Below are 17,113 nucleotides of genomic sequence, written 5' to 3'. Positions count from 1 at the left end.
GGGCATGAAATACCTTGTCATCTTGGCCTTCATCGCGATCATCGGCAGCTTGGCGGCCGCCCTCGTGTTCATGATGCGCGGTGGCGGGGCTGCATCGGACGGTGAAACGGCCGCACCACGCAAGAACCACATGGCGCGCGCCCTGGCCTTCCGGGTGGGCTTCTCGATCTTGCTGTTTCTGGTGGTGTTGCTGAGCTGGCGCATGGGCTGGATTCAGCCCACCGGCTTGCCCGTCGGTCGCTGAGCCAGCCGCCTGCTGCACCCAAGAAAAAAGCGCCACCGGGCGCTTTTTTCTTGAGGGCGGCAAAGGGCGGAAGTTCCGCCCCTGCCCCGATTACATCCAGTAGACCAGGATGTACAGGCCCAGCCACACCACGTCCACGAAGTGCCAGTACCAGGCGGCGCCTTCGAAGCCGAAGTGGCGCTCTTTGGTGAAGTGGCCCTTTTGCAGGCGCAGGGTGATGAACAGCAACATCAGCATGCCCACGAACACGTGGAAGCCGTGGAAACCGGTGAGCAGGAAGAAGGTGGAGCCAAAGATGCCCGACGAGAGCTTGAGATTCAGGTCAGCGTAGGCGTGGGCGTACTCATAGCCCTGCACGAACAGGAACACCACGCCCAGGATCACGGTCATCCACATGAAGGCGATGGTCTTGGCGCGGTTGCCCACTTGCAGAGCGTGGTGAGCAATGGTCAGCGTCACGCCCGAGGTGAGCAGCAGCGCGGTGTTGATGGTGGGCAGCCAGAAGGGGCCCATGGTCTGGAAGGGCTCGACGATGCCGGCCGGCGAGGCGGTGGCACCCACCTGGGCGCTGGGCCACACGGCGGAGAAGTCAGGCCAGATCAGCGAGTTCTCGATGCTGCCCAGCGCCGGCACGGCGTGGGTGCGGGCCCACCACAGCGCGGTGAAGAAGGCACCGAAGAACATGACCTCCGAGAAGATGAACCAGCTCATGCTCCAGCGATAGGACAGGTCGATCTTGCGACCGTACAGGCCCGACTCGCTCTCGTGCACGGAGTCACGGAACCACTGGAACAGCACGAAAAGCCAGAAGGCCAGGCCGAAGGCCAGCGAGTAGGCGCCCCACTGGGCGCCGTTGATCCACTGGCCGGCACCCAGGATCACGAAGAAAAGGCCGATGGACGCCATGACCGGGTGCCGGGAAGGACCCGGAACAAAGTAATAAGGCGTCGTGCCGTGGGTTGCTGCTGACATGCTGACTCCTGTTGTGCTTGTGATGCTAGGGGTATCTAAAAATGGTCTCGTCGGATCGGGGGCCAGGTCAGCCGGCCACCCAATTCACCAGCAGGATCAGGGCGCCGACGAACAGAAAGGCCATCACGACGCCCACGGCCATGATGTGCAGCGGGTTCAGCCGCTCAATGTCTTTCTGGTAGTCGGCATTGCGCCGAATGCCAAGGAAACCCCAGAGCACGGCCTTGACCGTGCCAATGAGGCTGCCCCGACGCCGATGCACTGGCTCGCTCATACGGCTCCCTTGTCCGTGCGGGCGGCCGGGCTCTGGGCCTGCGGCATGTCGCCGTCGGGCGCGGCCGGCACCTTGCCGCCCACCTCAAAGAAGGTGTACGACAAAGTGATGGTGGTCACGTCCTTCGGCAGACGGGGATCGATGATGAAGGCCACCGGCCATTCCTTTTTCTCGCCCGGCTTCAGCGTGTACTGGGTGAAGCAGAAGCACTCGAGCTTGTTGAAGTGCGAGGCGGCCTGCTTGGGGGCGTAGCTGGGAATGGCCTGGGCGGCCATGGTGCGGTCCTGGACGTTCTGGAACTCGTAGAGCACCGTGGTCAGCTCGCCTGGGTGAACCTGGAGCGAGCGAACCGCCGGCTTGAACTGCCAGGGGCCGCGAACGTTGGTGTCGAACTCGACCGTGATGGTGCGACTTTCGTCCACCTGGGTGTTGATCGGCGCGGTCGTGGGGGCGGCACCCGGCACGCGACGCTCCGACACCGCCAGCACATTGATGCCGAGGGCGTCGCAGATGTGCCGATAGATCGGCACCAGCGCGTAGCCGAAAGCGAACATGCCCAGCGCGATCACGCTGAGCTTGCCCACGATCTTGAGGTTCTCTTGCCGCAGTCCCACGGTGAAGTGTCCGTTGTGTGATCGGTGCGCCGGGGGCCTCAACCCCCGAGCAGCACGATCTTGCCCACGAAGCCGAGGAAGAACACCACGGCCACGGACGCCAGGATCAGGCCCAGGCGGACGTTGTCTTTGCGTTGTTCAGACTTCATGGCGTGCTCCGTTGCGAGTCAATCAGCCGATCACCTTGGTGGCGGTGGCGTCCAGCTTGGGCGGGTTCTCGAAGGTGTGGAAAGGCGCCGGCGAGGGCACTTCCCACTCCAGGCCTTCCGCGCCGTCCCAGGGCTTCTGCGGGGCGGGCTGACCCTTGCCGCGCATGGCGGGAATGATCACGGCCACGAAGAAGTACACCTGGGCGAAACCGAAGGCGAAGGCGCCCACGGAAGCGATGGCGTTGAAGTCGGCGAACTGCATGGGGTAGTCGGCGTAGCGACGGGGCATGCCGGCCAGACCCAGGAAGTGCATCGGGAAGAAGGTGATGTTGAAGGAGATCATCGACCACCAGAAGTGGATCTTGCCGCGGGTCTCGCTGTACATCACGCCGGTCCACTTGGGCAGCCAGTAGTAGATGCCCGAGAACATGGCGAACAGCGAACCGGCCACCAGCACGTAGTGGAAGTGGGCCACCACGTAGTAGGTGTCCTGCATCTGGATGTCGATCGGCGCGACCGACAGAATCAGGCCGGTGAAGCCACCGATGGTGAACACGAAGATGAAGCCCACCGCCCACATCATGGGGGTCTCGAAGGTCATCGAGCCCTTCCACATGGTCGCGATCCAGTTGAAGATCTTCACGCCCGTGGGCACGGCGATCAGCATGGTCGAGTACATGAAGAACAGCTGACCGGTCACCGGCATGCCGGTGGTGAACATGTGGTGGGCCCACACGACAAAGGACAGGATGGCGATGGAGCCGGTGGCGTACACCATGGAGGCATAGCCGAACAGCTTCTTGCGCGCGAAGGCGGGCACCACCTGGCTCACGATGCCGAAGGCGGGCAGGATCATGATGTACACCTCGGGGTGACCGAAGAACCAGAAGATGTGCTGGTACATCACCGGGTCACCGCCGCCGGCGGGGTTGAAGAAGCTGGTGCCGAAGTGGCGGTCAGTCAGCGTCATGGTGATCGCGCCAGCCAGCACGGGCATCACGGCGATCAGCAGGTAGGCGGTGATGAGCCAGGTCCAGCAGAACATGGGCATCTTCATCAGCGTCATGCCGGGCGCGCGCATGTTCAGGATGGTCACGATGATGTTGATCGAGCCCATGATGGACGAGGCACCCAGGATGTGCATGGCAAAGATGCCAGCGTCCATGGAGGGGCCCATCTGCAGCGTCAGCGGCGCGTACAGCGTCCAGCCGGCGGCGGGGGCGCCACCGGGCATGAAGAACGACGCCACCAGCATGATGGCCGCCGGAATCATCAGCCAGAAGCTGAAGTTGTTCATGCGGGCGAAGGCCATGTCGGAGGCGCCGATTTGCAGCGGCAGCATCCAGTTCGCGAAGCCCACGAAGGCCGGCATGATGGCGCCGAACACCATGATCAGGCCGTGCATGGTGGTGAGCTGGTTGAACAGCTGCGGGTTCACCAGTTGCAAGCCGGGCTGGAACAGCTCGGCGCGGATGCCCAGGGCCAGCAGGCCGCCGATCATCAGCATGGTGAACGAGAACAGCAGGTACAGGGTACCGATGTCCTTGTGGTTGGTGGCGAACACCCAGCGGCGCCAGCCCGTGGGGGCGTGGTGGTCGTGGTCGTGCCCGTGTGCGTCGTGGTGGTCAAGAACTGCACTCATCGTCGTTTCCTCAGGGTCTCAATCGGTGGGCCGGCTTACTTGCGGGCTGCCAGCACGTCAGCGGGCTGGATGATCTGCTCGGTCTTGTTGGACCAGCTGTTCTTGGCGTAGGTCATGACCGCGGCCAGCTCGGTGTCGGACAGTTGCTTCCAGGCGGGCATGGCGCCGTTGTTCTGGCCGTTCAGCAGCACGTTGATGATCTTGGCCTTGTCGGCATCGACCACCACGGCCGACCCGTCGAGAGGCTTGATGGGGCCGGCGCCCTTGCCGTTGGCTTGGTGGCAGGCCTGGCAGTTGGCGGCATACACCGACTCACCACGCTTGACCAGATCGGCCAGGTTCCACACCTTGGTGGGGTCATCGGCCTTGGCGGCGAGCTTCTTCTGCTCGGCGGCCACCCAGGCGGAATAGTCTTCGGCGCTCAGCACCTTCACGTGGATGGGCATGTAGGCGTGTTCCTTGCCGCACAGCTCGGCACACTGACCGTAGAAATCGCCCACCTTTTCGGCGCGGAACCAGGTGTCACGCACGAAGCCGGGAATCGCGTCTTGCTTGACGCCGAAGGCCGGCACCATCCAGGCGTGGATCACGTCGTTGGCGGTGGTGATGATGCGGATCTTCTTGCCCACCGGCACCACCAGGGGGTTGTCCACCTTCAGCAGGTAGTCGTCGGTGGCCTCGGGCTTGCCGCTGGAGGACATCACGCGGTGGTTGTTGTCCAGGGTGGAGAGGAAGTTGATGCCCTCGCCCTCGCCCTTGAGGTACTCGTAGCCCCACTTCCACTGCATGCCCACGGCCTTGATGGTCACGTCGGCGTTGGTGGTGTCTTTCTGGGCGACCAGCACCTTGGTGGCGGGCAGCGCCATGCCGATCACGATCAGCAGCGGCACGATGGTCCAGCCCAGCTCAACCCAGATGGGCTCGGGCAGGGCTTGCGCCTTGTGGCCCACCGATTTGCGGTGCTTCAGGATCGAATAGAACATGACCCCGAACACCACGACGAAGATGACGGCGCAGATGCCCATCATGAACCAGTGCAGCCAGTGCTGTTCCTCGGCGATGCGGGTGGCCGGGGGGGCAAAGTTCAGCTGGTTGACGGCCGGGCCACCGGGCAGGTCTTTGACCTGCTGGGCCGCTGCCGAAACCCAGGCGCCAGCGCCAAGCGCCAACATGCTGCCCGCGTTGCGCAGCGCAGTCCACCGGTGTCGCAGGGAATGCAGCGTTTTCTTCGTCGTACTCACTTTTAGCGCCTCAAATATAAGTATTGATTTATATCAATGCCGATTAGAACAAACTTTCCGAGGATCGCCCCATGGACGCTCCCGCCGCCTACATCAAACGCCACGCAGTGCGAGGCGAATCTCCCTGGCCAGCGCTGGTCGTAGCTCAGCCCGCAGGAACCGCCCCACCTTGACGGAGCGCCCCCCTCCCAGCACCTCGATCAGGTGATCGTCTTCGCGCCGCGGCTCCACCCGCACCCATTCGCGGGGGAATTCGCAGCGGCTCAGACGACCTGCCGTCTCCACTTCAATCACCAGGCGCCCTTGGCTCAACCGGATGCGCTCGCTGTCGGTGGCGTGACGGGCATAGACCAGAAAGGCCGCGCCCACCGCCAGCAACTCGATGGCTGCAAAGGGAAGAACCAGGGTGGCGCCCTGAACCCAGAAAAAACCGGCCACTGCCATGGACACCCCGCACAGCGAGGCATACAGGGCGCCCAACTGGGCAGGGGTGACCGAGCAATTGCGCTTCAATGCCCATTCGATGCCCGCGTCCGACAAGGTCGCGAAACGGAAATCGCTGCTGGTCACACCCACCACCCACACCGGTTGATGGCGACTCCGGTCGTCCAGAATCGCCCGCGCAGGGAAAATGCCCTAGGAATTTCGAACGGGGGCGATTGTAGCGGCCACTGGGCTCGCTTCGCCCCACATGCCGTCACATCGGAGTCGGACTCTGCCCCTGGCCAAGCGGTCAATCAGCGCCGCGAACCCTTGAGCATCGCCCGGAAATCGTCCACCCCCACGGTGGCGTTGGGGGCCACCGCCAGCTTTGGGGCCGCCTTGAAGGCGTGGCCGTAGACCACCTCGAAGGTCAAACTCAGGCGGCCTTGGTCGTCGCGTGGCAGGCCTTCCTCCAAGGCTCGCACCAGTTGGCGTCGCCAAGCACGGCCACGGCAATTGGGCCAGCGAGCGGCATTGAGGTTGCGCCCAAGGCCGCGCAACTCGGCCAACAAAGGCTCGGCGCCGCTGTAAGTGAGCACGATGCGCTCCATGTCCATGACCGGTTCAGCAAACCCCGCGTGCACCAGCATGTCGCCCAAGTCGTGCATGTCGACAAAATCGTGCGAAGGCGCGGGCCAGCCCTGTGCCGCGTACACCGCGCGCAACTCACGCAGGGTATCGGGCCCGAAGCAGGAAAACATCAGAAAGCCGCCGGTGTCGACCAGGCGGTGCCATTGCCGCATCAGGCCTTCGGGGCTGGGTTCGCGGTGCAAGGCCATGTTCGCCCAGACCATCTGCACCTTGCTGTCGGACGAGAGCTCTCGTGGGGCGCTGGCGCGGCGCCATTGCAGCGGGTTCCAACCCAGGCGAGGCGCCTCGCGGGTGGCGGCCAGGGCCTGGGGAAGGTGGCGGGCCTGTACCAGGCACTCGGCATCGGGCAGCCGCTCGCGCAACTGGCGGTGCGCGGCCAGCCCGCCGTCGATGGGTTCCCAATCAAGCCAGCTCTTGGGCATCTCGCGAAACCACTGCAGGCGGTCCAGCATGCGGGTACCCACCTCTTCGTGCAGCCAGGGGCTGGACAAACGAATGGCCGAGGCCCAGCGCGCACTGGCGACGGGATCCAGACCGGGGACGGCGGACAGGGCGGCAGGGGAAGAAGACACAGAAATACCGGGGGGACGGAGCAAAAGCGCGGCCCAGTATATTGGCCCGATGCATTCCCCCTGGCGCCAATGGACAGCCCGATGGCCCAGCCGCTGCCAGGTCTGTGGACGCTGGCCCGGTGGCCCACTGTGCACCGATTGCCTGTGCCGTTGGGCCGCACCCCGGGCGCGCTGCCAGGGCTGCGCCCTTCCCGCCCCTCCTGGCGCCACGCACTGTGCGCGCTGCCTGGCGGGCCAGTCGTGCCTGGCGCGGTGCGTGGCGGCCGTGGACTATGGCTACCCTTGGGACCGCCTCATCGCCCGCTTCAAGTTTCAGCAAGAGATTGGTTGGGCGCGCGTGTGGGCTGACTTGTTGCAAAGCGCGCCCGGCGCTGTCGATGTCCTGGCTCAGGCCGACCACATCGTGCCGGTTCCGCTGGCGGTGGAGCGGCTCGCCGAGCGCGGCTTCAACCAGGCCTGGGAGATGGCGCGGCGCCTGCCGATCAGGCCCGGCCAGACCCTGCTGCCCGACGCGCTGGTTCGCCTGCGGGCCGCGCCATCGCAGCACCGGCTCAACCGCGCACAGCGCCTGGGCAACCTCGATGGTGTGATGGTGGCACACCCCGCGCGCGCCCAACACCTCGCGGGGCGGCGCGTCTTGCTGATCGACGACGTGAGCACCACCGGCGCCACGCTGCAAGCCGCGGGCCGGGCCCTGCGGCAGGCGGGCGCGCGGGAAGTGTCGGCGCTGGTGCTGGCGCGCACCCCATCGCTATGATCACGGCCCCATGTTCAACGTCGTTCTGGTCCACCCCGAGATCCCGCCCAACACGGGCAACGTGATCCGCCTGTGCGCCAACACTGGCTGCCACTTGCACCTGATTGAGCCGCTGGGCTTTTCGCTGGACGACAAGCAACTGCGGCGCGCCGGTCTCGACTACCACGAGTACGCCTCGGTGCAAACCCACGCCAGTTGGGCCGCCTTCGTCGCCCTGGTCCAACCTCGGCCCGAGCGCTGCTTTGCCTTCACCACCCGGGGCAGCCACAACGCCTTCGACACGCGCTTTCAGGCCGGCGACTGGCTGGTCTTTGGCAGCGAAACCCAGGGCTTGCCCAGCGACCTGCGCGACTCGTTTCCCTTGGCGCAAAGGCTGCGGCTGCCCATGCGCGAGGGCCAACGCAGTCTCAATCTGTCCAATGCGGTGGCCGTGACGGTGTTCGAGGGTTGGCGGCAATTGGGCTTTGCCGGCGCTATTGCGTGACGAAGTTCACGCCACATGGGGGCGAATACCCAGACCCGGGCAGGACGGACGGTCTCATAATTTTCCGTTAGCTGCCGATGATCTGAGTTCGCCTTTTCAGCCGGGTCATCACTGGAGAAAGCCGTGATTCCTGCCATCGTCCGCCTCGTCAACGGCGCCCTGGGCCACCGGGCCCCACGCCAAGCCCGGCTCAAAGACCTGGCTGCCATGCGCTTGCCGCTCATGGCCATCGTGGACGACTGCCCGGGCAAGGCCACGGATCAACTCAAGGCCCGCATCGAGCTGGCGCGCACGCCGCAAGAAATCTGGATGCTGCGGCTGGACGCGTTTCAGATCATTTCGCAACAGCACAACCAAACCGAAGCCGCCAAGCGCGTGGACGGCATCGCCCACTGCTTCGATGGCTGGCTAGACCCACGCCAATTGGCCCGGGCTCGGTGAACCGAGTCCGAGCGCGCCAAGGGCTCAGGGGTAACGCCGCACCACGGCCTCGGCCACGCAAACCGGCTTGTCCGAACCCTCCCGCTCCACCGAGACCTTCCAGACAAACTGAGTGCCATCACCGGCCACTGGCTCGGCCGAGACCAGGTGCAGGTGGGCGCGCAGGCGGCTGCCAACGGGCACAGGGTTGGTGAAGCGCACGCGATTGAGGCCGTAGTTCACGCCCATTTCCGAGCCGTTCAACACCAGGGCGGTGTCAAAGAACAGGGGCATCAGTGAGAGGGTGAGGTAGCCATGGGCGATGGGCGCGCCAAATGGTCCGGCCTTGGCCCGTTCGGGGTCCACGTGAATCCACTGGTGATCGCCGGTGGCGTCGGCGAACAGGTTGACCCGCTCTTGCGTGATGGGAATCCAGTCGCTCACGGCGACGTCCTGCCCGGTGCAGGCGGCCAGTTCGGCAATGGTGTTGAAGGTGCGCATGCCCCCACTCTAGGCAAGAGCGAGGCGATCCCCCTGTCGGCGAGGCGACAGGGCATTGGCCACCCTCAGGCGTCGAGCCAGCGGCAGATGGGCGCCCACTGCTGCAGGTCGCGCTCCACGCGCGACGGTGCCACGTCGAACAGGGTGAGGCCACGGGCGGCCAGGTGGATGTAGTTCTGGGTGTCGCGCAGGTGGCCCAGCACCGGCAGGCCCAGGCCATTCACAAAGGTCTGCAACTGCTCGGCCGCGATGGTGCGGGCGTCCACCCGCATGCCCACGATGCCCACCTGCAAGTCGCGGGCGTGGCGCGACTCCTGCAACTCGTCCAGAAAAGCCCGGGTGGCGTAGATGTCAAAAATGCTGGGCTGCAGCGGCACGAGCACCTTGTCAGCGATTTTCAGCGCGTCCTTGAAGCGCCAGCCGTGCAGGCCCGCCGGCGTGTCCAGCACCACGTGGGTGGCCTCTTTGGGCGGGCGGGCAATGAGGTCGTGTGAGATGTCCCAGCCCTGAACGGGCCGCGCCTGGGGCGGGCGCAGGCGCAACCACAGCGCAGACGACTGCTGGCGATCGATGTCGCCCAGCATCACCGAATGGCCCTGGCTGGCGAAATAGCCGGCCACTTGCGTCGACAGCGTGGACTTGCCCACGCCCCCCTTGGGATTGGCCACCACCACGATAGGCATGCTCGGCTCCTGGGTAAGCGGCCTGGCTGGCCGCCGGTTGCTCGGGATGGCGAGATGTTAGCGCCAGGCATCCCACAGCAGCTTGACCGCCGTGAGGAACATGCCGATGTGGATGAGCCGGTAGAACAGCACGGGCTGAATGCGGTGCGCGATGCGCACGCCGACCCACACACCCAGCGGCGCCAGGGGCAGCAGCACCAGCGAAGTGCCCAGGTTGCGCCAATCCAGCAGGCCCAGCCAGTAGTAGGGCACCCACTTGGAGAGGTTGATGAAGAAAAAGAAGAAGGCCATGGTGCCGGTGAACAGCACCGGGCTGAGGCGCAAGGGAATGACGTAGGCGTTGATGGGTGGACCGCCCGCGTGCGCGATGAAGCTGGTGAAACCCGAAGTGGCCGACAGCAAGGCACCCACCCAGCGCGGCGGGGGCGGCGAATCGGGCTTGGGCGGAAACAGCAGGCGCTGCGCCAGAAACGCCAGGATCACCACGCCCAGAATGCCCGCCACCGCGCGGCCGTCGAGCAGGCGAAACAGCAGGGTGCCCAGCGCGATGCCGGCCAAGCCCCAGGGCAGCAGGAACCAAAGGAGACTGCGGTCCAGGTGGCGGCGAAAGGCCGCCATGCCCAACAAGTCCATCAGCAGCAGCACCGGCATCAGGATGGCCGCCGCTTGCGGCACGCTCACCGCCAAGGCCATCAAGGGTACAGCGAGCGAACCGAAGCCAGCGCCGAAACCGCTCTTGCTGATGCCCAGCAGCAGCACGGCGGGCACCGCCACCAGGTAGAAAAAGGGATCGGTGATGAGCGTCATGGTGCGGAGACAATCGCGGGATGCAAAGCATTCCATTGTGGGGCGAGACCCTTCGCCTGCTTGTCGAGTTGGCGGCCACGGCGGCCTTCGCCCTGTCGGGCATTCTGGAGGGCGCACGCAAGCGCCTGGACGCGGTGGGCGTGTGCGCCGTGGGCTTTCTGGCTGCTTTTGGCGGCGGCACGCTGCGCGACCTGCTGCTGGACTCAAGGCCCTTCTTCTGGGTGCGCCACGTCGAGATGCTGTGGGGCGTGCTGGCCCTTTGTGTGCTGGCCATGCTGTTCCTGCGCAGCCGGCACGTGCAGGTCACCGAGCGGGCCATGCAGTGGCCCGACGCGCTGGGGCTGGGCCTGTTCGTGGCCACCGGCACCCACCAGGCGCTGGTGCAAGACCTGCCCGCGCTGGTGGCGGTGCTGATGGGCCTGGTGACCGGCGTGGCCGGTGGCGTGCTGCGCGACGTGGTGTGCAACGACATTCCCACCGCCTTTCACGACCACCGCCCCTACGCCATCTGCGCCTTTGCCGGCGGCTGGGTGTACGTGGGCTTGTGGACGCTGCACACGCCGGGCTGGGTGTCGCTCACGGCCTGCGTGGTGGTCACGGCGGGCCTGCGCGGGCTGGCGCTGTGGCGAGATTGGCGCCTGCCCGAGTGGCGTTTCTGAAGGCGGAGACAATCGGGCCATGTTCAATCCGTCCCAAGCCGATGTGCGCCGCTTCTTCTGCGGCGTGTACAACAAGCTGCGAGCGCAGCAGCCCATGGAAGCGATCGAGACCCTGGCGGGCCAGTGGATCACCGAGCACCCAGAGTTCCACGCCGAACTGGCCGATGTGGACACCGCGGTGGCGAAGCTGAGCCAGCCTGACGCGGCGCGCGAGAACCCGTTTCTGCACCTCTCGATGCACCTGTCGATCAGCGAGCAGTGCAGCATCGACCAGCCGCCCGGCATTCGCCAGGCGGTCGAACTGCTCACCGCGCGCCGGGGCGACCTGCACACCGCCCACCACGAGGTAATGGAGTGCCTGGGCCGCATGCTCTGGGAAAGCCAGCGCGCGGGCCGACCGCCCGATGGGCAGGACTATATCGACGAAGTGCGCCGCCGCGCCACGCGGGACTGAATTCCCGGCGAACCGCACCCACCAACAAAAATGCCGCTCATGGAGCGGCATTTCTTCGTGAGCGGCGAGAGCCGCTCAGCGGAAGCGCGACTGCGGCACCACCTTCAGTTCGCCCTCGACGCTGGAGAGGTACTTGGCGATCTCGCGCATTTCAGCGGGGCTGAACTGCTTGGCGATGCCAGCCATGATGCCGTTGGAGCGGCCCACCACCGCATTGCCTTCCACGGTGTACGACTTCAGCGCCACGAACAGGTAGTCGGCGTGCTGGCCACCGATCTTGGGGTAGCTCGGGTCGATGGGCTTGCTGAAGTTGGCGCCGTGGCAGGAGGCGCAGGCACCCTTCTCGATCAGGGCGGCAGCAGTGGCGCTGGCGGTCTTGGGCGCTTCGGGGGCGGCCTTGTCGGCATGCGAGGCGTAGAAGGCGCCCAGATCGGCCATGTCCTGCTCGCTCAGGGAGCCGGCGATACCGCGCATGGAGGGGTGCTTGCGCTCGCCCTTCTGGTAGGCCTTGAGTGCCGACACGATGTAAGGACCCGACTGGCCCGAGATCATCGGGACCTTGTGGATTTCGGGGAAGCTGTTCTGGTAGCCGGGGATGCCATGGCAGCCGATGCACATCTCGGCCTTCTTCTGGCCGGCGGCGACGTCACCGGTGACGCCTTGTGCCTGGGCCGATGCGGCGGCCACGGTGAACGTCGCAGCGGCGACAACGGTACGGGCGATCAAGGACATCAGGTGGGTCATTTTGCTAGCACAATGGGTTGGTCGGCTTGAAAACAGCCGGCGATTATATCGACACGACCACCCCCGGCATGGCCCGGCAGACGCCAATGTGCCAGCCCCGGGGCCCACTACCTCGCGCAAGGCCCGCCATGAAGTTCCAAGGTTCCGAGAATTACGTCGCCACGCAAGACCTGATGCTGGCGGTGAACGCCGCCATCACCCTCAAGCGCCCGCTGCTGGTCAAGGGCGAACCCGGCACCGGCAAGACGATGCTGGCCGAAGAAGTGGCGCAGGCGCTGGGCATGCCGCTGCTGCAGTGGCACATCAAGAGCACGACCAAGGCGCAGCAAGGCCTGTACGAGTACGACGCGGTCAGCCGCCTGCGCGACAGCCAGCTCAACACCACCGACAGCGCCGAGCGCGTGAAAGACATCCGCAACTACATCGTGCAGGGTGTGCTGTGGCAGGCCTTCACCGCCGATGAGCCGGTGGCGCTGCTGATCGACGAGATCGACAAGGCCGACATCGAATTCCCCAACGACCTGCTGCGCGAACTCGACCGCATGGAGTTCTACTGCTACGAGACGCGCGAGCTGATCCGCGCCAAGCACCGCCCGCTGGTGTTCATCACCTCCAACAACGAAAAAGAACTGCCCGACGCCTTCCTGCGCCGCTGCTTCTTCCACTACATCAAGTTCCCCGACGCGGAAACGATGGAGAAGATCGTGGCGGTGCACTTCCCCACCCTGAAGCAAGACCTGCTGAAGGTGGCCATGAAGACCTTCTACGACGTGCGCAACCTGCCCGGCCTGAAGAAAAAGCCCAGCACGTCTGAGCTGCTCGACTGGCTCAAGCTGCTGATGGCCGAGGACATCCCGGTGTCGGCCCTGCAGAGCGCAGACGACAAGGTCTCCATTCCGCCGCTGGTGGGGGCGCTGCTGAAGAACGAGCAGGACACCACGCTGTTCGAGAAGCTGGTGTTCATGAACCAGAGAAACCGTTGAAGGGTTCGGTGACATGGCCTTTGTCGAGCCGGTGACGATGCGCGACCGTGGTGTGCGCCTGGAGCCCCTGGGTCTGCACCACGAAGACGGCCTGCGCGCCGCGGCCGCCGACGGCGAGCTGTGGACGCTGCGCGTGACCTCGGTGCCTGAGCCCGAGCAGACGCGCGCCTACATCGAAACCGCCTTGCGCATGCGCGAAGAAGGCAGCCGGTTTGCCTTCGCGGTGGTGGACGAGGCCAGCGACACGGTGCTGGGCAGCACCAGCTACCACGACATCCTGCCCGCGGTGAAGCGGGTGGAGATTGGCTACACCTGGTACGCGCAGCGCGTGCAGCGCACCCACGTGAACACCACCTGCAAGCTGCTGATGCTGGGCCACGCCTTTGACACGCTGGGCTGCCACGTGGTGGGCTGGCGCACCGACAACTTCAACTTCGCCTCGCAGCGCGCCATTGAGCGCCTGGGTGCCCGCAAGGACGGCGTGATCCGGGGCCACGCGCTGCGGCGCGACGGCACCATCCGCGACACCGTGATGTACAGCATGCGCGCTGGCGAATGGCCCGAGGCACGTGCACAGTTGCTGTACCTGCTGCAGCGGCGCGGCTGACACTGGGAGACCCCCATGCTGATCGACTTCTTCTACACCCTGCGCGCGGCCAAGTTGCCGGTGTCGGTCAAGGAATACCTCACGCTGCTGGAGGCCTTGCAGGCCGACGTGGTGGGGCCAACCAACCCCGACGCCTGCACCATGGACGACTTCTACTTCCTGGCGCGCACCGCGCTGGTGAAGGACGAGAAGCACTTTGACAAGTTCGACCGCGCCTTCGCCGCCTACTTCAAGGGCGTGGAGATGCTGGCCGATTTCACCAAGCCGGTTCCGGCCGACTGGCTGCGCAAGGAAATGGAGCGCATCCTGTCCGAAGAGCAGAAGGCCAACGCGCCCAAGCTCGACTGGGACGAGCTGATGGAGACGCTGAGAAAGCGCCTGGAAGAACAGAAAGAGCGCCACGAAGGTGGCAGCAAGTGGATCGGCACGGGCGGCACCTCGCCGTTTGGCCACGGTGGCGCCAACCCGCAGGGCATTCGCATCGGCGGCAAGGGCGGCGGCAAGAGCGCGGTGAAGGTGTGGGAGCAGCGCGCCTACCGCGACTACGACGACACCCAAGAGCTGGGCACGCGCAACATCAAGGTGGCGCTGCGCCGCCTGCGCAAGTTCGCCCGCGAAGGCAACGAGCTGGAGCTTGACCTGCCCGACACCATCCGCAGCACCGCGGCCAATGCCGGCTTCCTGGACATCAAGATGATCCCGGAGCGGCACAACAACGTGAAGGTGCTGCTGCTCATGGACGTGGGTGGCACCATGGACGAGCACATTCAGCGGGTGGAGGAGCTGTTCTCGGCCGTCAAGAGCGAGTTCAAGCACCTGGAGTTCTATTACTTCCACAACTGCGTCTATGACTTCATGTGGAAGAACAACCGCCGCCGCTTCGCCGAGAAGTTCCCCACCTGGGACATCATTCGCAAGTACAACAAAGACTACAAGCTGATCTTCGTGGGCGACGCGACCATGAGCCCCTACGAGATCCTGCAGCCCGGTGGCAGCGTGGAATACAACAACGAGGAAGCCGGGGCCGAGTGGATTCAGCGCCTCACCCACGCTTTCCCCAAATTCGCCTGGATCAACCCCGAGCCCCAGGGCGTGTGGCAGTATCGGCAGAGCATCAGCATCGTTCAACAGCTCATGGGCGGGCGCATGTTCCCGCTCACCCTGAAGGGGCTGGAGGACACGATGCGCATGCTGTCGAAATAATCTGCGCATGTTCCTCCCGACCCCGGCCCGCTGTCGCCGGGCCGCCTGGTCGCTGCTGACCGCCGGCCTGCTCTGCCTGTTCGTCCCTGCCTGGGCACAAGCCCCGGTGGACGCCAGCGCCACGGAAGCCGCCGGCGCCGACGGCCCCGACGGCCCCGACGCCACTGACGCGACCGACACCCCGGACGCCGCGGCACCCGCCCCCCAACGCCAAACCGCTCGCCGCCCCGTCACCCAGGCCGAGCCGCGTTTTGCGCTGGACGTGCAGGCCCCCGACGACTTGCGCGAGTTGCTGCTGCGCCACCTCGACCTGCAACGCTTTGTGCGCCTGCGCAACCTGGACGCCAACGAACTCAGCCGCCTGCTGCTGGAGCTGCCCGCCAACGCGCGCAGCCTGCTGGGCACTCAGGGCTATTTCTCGCCCACCATCGAGGTGCAACACCGCGCCGCTGAGGCCGCCTCGCCCGACACCGAGGCGGCCCACCCGCTGGGCACCGTCACGGTGAAAGTGGACCCTGGCCAGCCCAGCACCATTCGTTCGGTGGAGGTGTACTTTCGCGGCCCCATCGCCGAGGCGCCCGAGGCCCAGGCACAGCGCGAGAGCATCGTGCGCGACGCCCGGCAGCTGGTGGGCAAGACCTTCACGCAGGCCGACTGGGACCGCCTGAAAACCGAGGCCGTGCGTGGCCTCACGGCGCTGCGCTACCCGGCCGGTCGCCTGGAAACCAGCCTGGCCGACGTGAACGCCGAGGCCCGCGAGGTGAGCCTCTACGTGGAACTCGCCTCAGGCCCGAGCCGGCGCATCGGTGAGGTGCAGATTGAAGGCGCCGAGCGCTACGACCCCGCCATGACCGAGCGCATCGTGCGCCTGGCCGGGCTCACGCCGGGCAGCGAATACGACCTCGCCAACCTGCAGCGCGCCCAACAGCGGGTGATCGAAAGCGGCTACTTCGACGCGGCCTTTGTGTACGTGGAACCCGGCCTGGACGACACCGAGCCGCTGCCGGTGAAGGTGCAACTGCGCGAGGCCAAGCGCCAGAAGCTGGTGCTGGGCGTGGGCGGCAGCACCGACAACGGGGCGCGCCTCTCGCTGGAACACATCCACCACCGCGTGCCCGGGCTGGACTGGCGGGCCAAGACGGTGCTGCAGCTCGAGCGCCAAGACCGCCTGGCCAGCACCGAGTGGAGTTCGCCCATCGATGCCGAAGGCTGGCGCTGGATCAGCGACCTGAAGCTGGCCCGCCAGCTCGATGGCACGCTCACCACCACCAGCCAGCGCGTGCGCGCCGGCCGCGCGCAGGACAGCGAAACCTACGACCGCAGCTTCTACCTGCAGTACGACCGCGCCCGCACCGACAGCGCCCTGCTGCGCAGCCTACAAGGCGTGAGCACCGATTCCTCGCTCACCGCCAACTACGCCTGGACGCGCCGTCGCTTCGACAACGCCTTGTCGCCCCACTCGGGCCACGGCCTGGCGGTGGAACTGGGCGCTGGTTACACCCTGGGCGGTGACCGCCAGCCCTTTGCGCGCACCCAGGCGCGCTGGCTGTCGTACTGGCCCCTAGGCCAGGCACCCAAAGAAGCCAGCAGCACGCCTGTGCACTCTCGCCTGGGGCGCCTGGCCCTGCGCGCCGAGGTGGGCGCGGTGGTGGCGCGCGACAACGCCCCGGTGCCCGACACGCAACTTTTCCTGGCCGGCGGCGACGCCTCGGTGCGCGGCTATGGCCTGCGCGAAATCGGCATTCCCCAGGCCGATGGCAGCGTCACGGCCGGGCGGTACAAGGCCGTGGTCAGCCTGGAATGGCAGCGGCCCATCGGTGGCGATGGCACGCGGCGCACCCCGCTGGAGCACGTGGTCTTCATCGACGGCGGCGCGGTGGCCAACCGCACCTCCGATCTCAAGCCCCAGTGGGGCGTGGGCACCGGCGTGCGCTACAACAGCCCGGTGGGCCCGCTGCAGCTTGACCTGGCCTACGGCCTGAAGACGCACCAGTTCCGCCTGCACCTCAACGTGGGCTTTGTGTTCTGA

General features: G+C 65.9%; 22 protein-coding genes. 10 read left to right on the top strand and 12 right to left on the bottom strand.

Annotation, left to right across the window (positions count from 1 at the left end):
• The first annotated feature begins 4 nt into the window (after positions 1-4).
• Positions 5-244 (top strand): twin transmembrane helix small protein, encoded by a 240-nt coding sequence (locus tag ACE3RQ_RS04360; RefSeq protein WP_374520280.1) that lies wholly within the window; start codon positions 5-7, stop codon positions 242-244.
• 90 nt (positions 245-334) lie between these two features.
• Here ACE3RQ_RS04360 and ACE3RQ_RS04355 read toward each other — a convergent pair whose 3' ends face one another.
• From ACE3RQ_RS04355 to ACE3RQ_RS04320, 8 genes are all read right to left on the bottom strand, one after another.
• On the bottom strand, positions 335-1,216 hold the full coding sequence (locus ACE3RQ_RS04355; RefSeq protein WP_374520278.1) for a cytochrome c oxidase subunit 3: 882 nt from the start codon (positions 1,214-1,216) through the stop codon (positions 335-337).
• A gap of 67 nt (positions 1,217-1,283) precedes the next feature.
• On the bottom strand, positions 1,284-1,490 hold the full coding sequence (locus ACE3RQ_RS04350) for a DUF2970 domain-containing protein (RefSeq protein ID WP_374520276.1): 207 nt from the start codon (positions 1,488-1,490) through the stop codon (positions 1,284-1,286).
• Positions 1,487-2,104 carry a cytochrome c oxidase assembly protein gene (locus ACE3RQ_RS04345; RefSeq protein ID WP_374520274.1) on the bottom strand — a complete coding sequence of 206 codons (618 nt, stop codon included), beginning with the start codon at positions 2,102-2,104 and terminating at the stop codon, positions 1,487-1,489. Before ACE3RQ_RS04345 ends, ACE3RQ_RS04350 begins: the two co-directional genes overlap by 4 nt.
• A 38-nt stretch (positions 2,105-2,142) precedes the next feature.
• On the bottom strand, positions 2,143-2,253 hold the full coding sequence (locus ACE3RQ_RS04340; RefSeq protein WP_374520272.1) for a cytochrome oxidase small assembly protein: 111 nt from the start codon (positions 2,251-2,253) through the stop codon (positions 2,143-2,145).
• Positions 2,254-2,275: 22 nt separating this feature from the next.
• A complete protein-coding gene (gene ctaD, locus ACE3RQ_RS04335) occupies positions 2,276-3,895 on the bottom strand; it encodes a cytochrome c oxidase subunit I (protein ID WP_374520271.1) in 1,620 nt (539 codons plus the stop codon).
• Positions 3,896-3,930: 35 nt separating this feature from the next.
• The gene (gene coxB / locus ACE3RQ_RS04330; protein WP_374520269.1) at positions 3,931-5,067 is read right to left on the bottom strand and encodes a cytochrome c oxidase subunit II; all 1,137 of its coding nucleotides are present in this window, start codon (positions 5,065-5,067) and stop codon (positions 3,931-3,933) included.
• Positions 5,068-5,229: 162 nt separating this feature from the next.
• Positions 5,230-5,706 (bottom strand): DUF2244 domain-containing protein, encoded by a 477-nt coding sequence (locus ACE3RQ_RS04325; protein ID WP_374520529.1) that lies wholly within the window; start codon positions 5,704-5,706, stop codon positions 5,230-5,232.
• Between the two features lie 167 nt (positions 5,707-5,873).
• Positions 5,874-6,782, bottom strand: coding sequence for a biotin synthase (locus tag ACE3RQ_RS04320; protein WP_374520267.1), 909 nt, complete (start codon positions 6,780-6,782; stop codon positions 5,874-5,876).
• A gap of 256 nt (positions 6,783-7,038) precedes the next feature.
• Between ACE3RQ_RS04320 and ACE3RQ_RS04315 the strand changes: the two genes are divergently transcribed.
• The 3 genes from ACE3RQ_RS04315 (at position 7,039) to ACE3RQ_RS04305 (ending at position 8,464) form a co-directional block, all read left to right on the top strand.
• Positions 7,039-7,539, top strand: coding sequence for a ComF family protein (locus ACE3RQ_RS04315; protein ID WP_374520265.1), 501 nt, complete (start codon positions 7,039-7,041; stop codon positions 7,537-7,539).
• A 10-nt stretch (positions 7,540-7,549) separates the two neighbouring features.
• Positions 7,550-8,023, top strand: a complete 474-nt coding sequence (trmL, locus tag ACE3RQ_RS04310) for a tRNA (uridine(34)/cytosine(34)/5-carboxymethylaminomethyluridine(34)-2'-O)-methyltransferase TrmL (protein WP_374520263.1) — start codon at positions 7,550-7,552, stop codon at positions 8,021-8,023.
• Between the two features lie 123 nt (positions 8,024-8,146).
• The gene (locus ACE3RQ_RS04305) at positions 8,147-8,464 is read left to right on the top strand and encodes a hypothetical protein (protein WP_374520261.1); all 318 of its coding nucleotides are present in this window, start codon (positions 8,147-8,149) and stop codon (positions 8,462-8,464) included.
• A 24-nt stretch (positions 8,465-8,488) separates the two neighbouring features.
• Here the strand turns inward: ACE3RQ_RS04305 and ACE3RQ_RS04300 are convergent, their stop codons facing one another.
• The 3 genes from ACE3RQ_RS04300 to ACE3RQ_RS04290 all read right to left on the bottom strand — a co-directional run bounded on the left by ACE3RQ_RS04300 (position 8,489) and on the right by ACE3RQ_RS04290 (position 10,434).
• Complete coding sequence (locus ACE3RQ_RS04300) at positions 8,489-8,944, bottom strand: MaoC family dehydratase (RefSeq protein ID WP_374520259.1); 456 nt, start codon at positions 8,942-8,944, stop codon at positions 8,489-8,491.
• Between the two features lie 65 nt (positions 8,945-9,009).
• Complete coding sequence (locus ACE3RQ_RS04295) at positions 9,010-9,627, bottom strand: AAA family ATPase (protein ID WP_374520258.1); 618 nt, start codon at positions 9,625-9,627, stop codon at positions 9,010-9,012.
• A gap of 57 nt (positions 9,628-9,684) precedes the next feature.
• The gene (locus ACE3RQ_RS04290) at positions 9,685-10,434 is read right to left on the bottom strand and encodes a sulfite exporter TauE/SafE family protein (protein ID WP_374520256.1); all 750 of its coding nucleotides are present in this window, start codon (positions 10,432-10,434) and stop codon (positions 9,685-9,687) included.
• A gap of 20 nt (positions 10,435-10,454) precedes the next feature.
• Between ACE3RQ_RS04290 and ACE3RQ_RS04285 the strand changes: the two genes are divergently transcribed.
• Positions 10,455-11,093: a trimeric intracellular cation channel family protein gene (locus ACE3RQ_RS04285; protein ID WP_374520254.1), complete on the top strand. Its 639-nt coding sequence runs from the start codon at positions 10,455-10,457 to the stop codon at positions 11,091-11,093.
• Positions 11,094-11,112: 19 nt separating this feature from the next.
• Positions 11,113-11,547, top strand: coding sequence for a DUF1841 family protein (locus tag ACE3RQ_RS04280; protein ID WP_374520252.1), 435 nt, complete (start codon positions 11,113-11,115; stop codon positions 11,545-11,547).
• A gap of 75 nt (positions 11,548-11,622) precedes the next feature.
• On the opposite strand, the gene ACE3RQ_RS04275 is transcribed toward ACE3RQ_RS04280, so the two are convergent.
• Entirely contained in the window at positions 11,623-12,279 is a 657-nt protein-coding gene (locus ACE3RQ_RS04275) for a cytochrome c (protein ID WP_374520250.1), read from the bottom strand.
• A 140-nt stretch (positions 12,280-12,419) separates the two neighbouring features.
• On the opposite strand from ACE3RQ_RS04275, the gene ACE3RQ_RS04270 reads away from it, so the two are divergent.
• Genes ACE3RQ_RS04270 through ACE3RQ_RS04255 form a run of 4 tightly spaced genes read left to right on the top strand, consistent with a single transcriptional unit; the run spans position 12,420 to position 17,113 of the window.
• Positions 12,420-13,274 carry an AAA family ATPase gene (locus ACE3RQ_RS04270; protein ID WP_374520248.1) on the top strand — a complete coding sequence of 285 codons (855 nt, stop codon included), beginning with the start codon at positions 12,420-12,422 and terminating at the stop codon, positions 13,272-13,274.
• 13 nt (positions 13,275-13,287) lie between these two features.
• Complete coding sequence (locus ACE3RQ_RS04265) at positions 13,288-13,881, top strand: GNAT family N-acetyltransferase (RefSeq protein ID WP_374520246.1); 594 nt, start codon at positions 13,288-13,290, stop codon at positions 13,879-13,881.
• Positions 13,882-13,896: 15 nt separating this feature from the next.
• Positions 13,897-15,084, top strand: a complete 1,188-nt coding sequence (locus ACE3RQ_RS04260; protein ID WP_374520244.1) for a VWA domain-containing protein — start codon at positions 13,897-13,899, stop codon at positions 15,082-15,084.
• Between the two features lie 7 nt (positions 15,085-15,091).
• Positions 15,092-17,113 (top strand): autotransporter assembly complex family protein, encoded by a 2,022-nt coding sequence (locus ACE3RQ_RS04255; protein WP_374520242.1) that lies wholly within the window; start codon positions 15,092-15,094, stop codon positions 17,111-17,113.

The organism is Hydrogenophaga sp. (assembly GCF_041913525.1).
GTDB lineage: Bacteria > Pseudomonadota > Gammaproteobacteria > Burkholderiales > Burkholderiaceae_C > Hydrogenophaga.
Note: the sequence above shows the minus strand (reverse complement) of the source record. Positions and strands in the feature narration are given on the sequence as shown.

Bases quoted from the DNA above. Each gene is read 5' to 3' on its own strand.
- ACE3RQ_RS04360 (WP_374520280.1), top strand. From the start codon at position 5: ATGAAATACCTTGTCATCTTGGCCTTCATCGCGATCATCGGCAGCTTG.
- ACE3RQ_RS04355 (WP_374520278.1), bottom strand. From the start codon at position 1,216: ATGTCAGCAGCAACCCACGGCACGACGCCTTATTACTTTGTTCCGGGT.
- ACE3RQ_RS04350 (WP_374520276.1), bottom strand. From the start codon at position 1,490: ATGAGCGAGCCAGTGCATCGGCGTCGGGGCAGCCTCATTGGCACGGTC.
- ACE3RQ_RS04340 (WP_374520272.1), bottom strand. From the start codon at position 2,253: ATGAAGTCTGAACAACGCAAAGACAACGTCCGCCTGGGCCTGATCCTG.
- ctaD (WP_374520271.1), bottom strand. From the start codon at position 3,895: ATGAGTGCAGTTCTTGACCACCACGACGCACACGGGCACGACCACGAC.
- coxB (WP_374520269.1), bottom strand. From the start codon at position 5,067: ATGTTGGCGCTTGGCGCTGGCGCCTGGGTTTCGGCAGCGGCCCAGCAG.
- trmL (WP_374520263.1), top strand. From the start codon at position 7,550: ATGTTCAACGTCGTTCTGGTCCACCCCGAGATCCCGCCCAACACGGGC.
- ACE3RQ_RS04300 (WP_374520259.1), bottom strand. From the start codon at position 8,944: ATGCGCACCTTCAACACCATTGCCGAACTGGCCGCCTGCACCGGGCAG.
- ACE3RQ_RS04295 (WP_374520258.1), bottom strand. From the start codon at position 9,627: ATGCCTATCGTGGTGGTGGCCAATCCCAAGGGGGGCGTGGGCAAGTCC.
- ACE3RQ_RS04290 (WP_374520256.1), bottom strand. From the start codon at position 10,434: ATGACGCTCATCACCGATCCCTTTTTCTACCTGGTGGCGGTGCCCGCC.
- ACE3RQ_RS04285 (WP_374520254.1), top strand. From the start codon at position 10,455: ATGCAAAGCATTCCATTGTGGGGCGAGACCCTTCGCCTGCTTGTCGAG.
- ACE3RQ_RS04280 (WP_374520252.1), top strand. From the start codon at position 11,113: ATGTTCAATCCGTCCCAAGCCGATGTGCGCCGCTTCTTCTGCGGCGTG.
- ACE3RQ_RS04275 (WP_374520250.1), bottom strand. From the start codon at position 12,279: ATGTCCTTGATCGCCCGTACCGTTGTCGCCGCTGCGACGTTCACCGTG.
- ACE3RQ_RS04270 (WP_374520248.1), top strand. From the start codon at position 12,420: ATGAAGTTCCAAGGTTCCGAGAATTACGTCGCCACGCAAGACCTGATG.
- ACE3RQ_RS04265 (WP_374520246.1), top strand. From the start codon at position 13,288: ATGGCCTTTGTCGAGCCGGTGACGATGCGCGACCGTGGTGTGCGCCTG.
- ACE3RQ_RS04260 (WP_374520244.1), top strand. From the start codon at position 13,897: ATGCTGATCGACTTCTTCTACACCCTGCGCGCGGCCAAGTTGCCGGTG.
- ACE3RQ_RS04255 (WP_374520242.1), top strand. From the start codon at position 15,092: ATGTTCCTCCCGACCCCGGCCCGCTGTCGCCGGGCCGCCTGGTCGCTG.